The sequence below is a fragment of the Salinisphaera sp. SWV1 genome (assembly GCF_052044155.1).
GTDB lineage: Bacteria > Pseudomonadota > Gammaproteobacteria > Nevskiales > Salinisphaeraceae > Salinisphaera.
Genome location: NZ_JBQDYE010000173.1, coordinates 1 through 544, shown reverse-complemented (window position 1 = coordinate 544; position 544 = coordinate 1). Strand labels below are relative to the sequence as shown.

Annotated in this window: 1 pseudogene; it reads right to left on the bottom strand. The window is 42.3% G+C overall.

Annotated features, from left to right (window positions below):
* Positions 1-544 (bottom strand): annotated as a pseudogene (locus tag ACS8YF_RS20085) (NAD(P)-dependent oxidoreductase); the annotation flags it as partial.

Here is a 544-nt window from a genome sequence, read left to right as displayed (position 1 = left end):
GACGGTTGCGTTGCCAATATGCGGTGTTAAAACAACATTATTTAATTTGCCTAACTCGGGACCAATTTTAGGTTCAAACTCAAATACATCAAGAGCAGCACCCGCGATAATACCTGTTTTCAGCGCATTAATAAGTGCAACTTCTTCTACAACAGGTCCTCTAGCAGCATTAATCAAAAATGCACTCGACTTCATCGTTTTTAGTGTTGTTTCGTTCAACAGATGCTTCAAGTTCGGGTTGTATGCGGCGTGAATAGTCACAACATCGCTACGTTTAATAATTCTTCTTAACTCACGAACTCGGCATTCCATTCTTTCGCCACTTCTTTCGGATGGTGTCCGGAATATATGATTTTCATTCCAAAAGCGGCTGCACGTTTTGCCACGGCTTGACCAATTCTTCCTAAACCAATAATTCCCAATGTTTTACCCCTTAGTTCTGTACCTAAAAAGAACGTTGGCGCCCAGCCTTTAAATTGCTCTGGTGTTTCACGACACAAACGGTCACCTTCTGAAATTCTCCGAGCCACCGCCAAAATTAGTC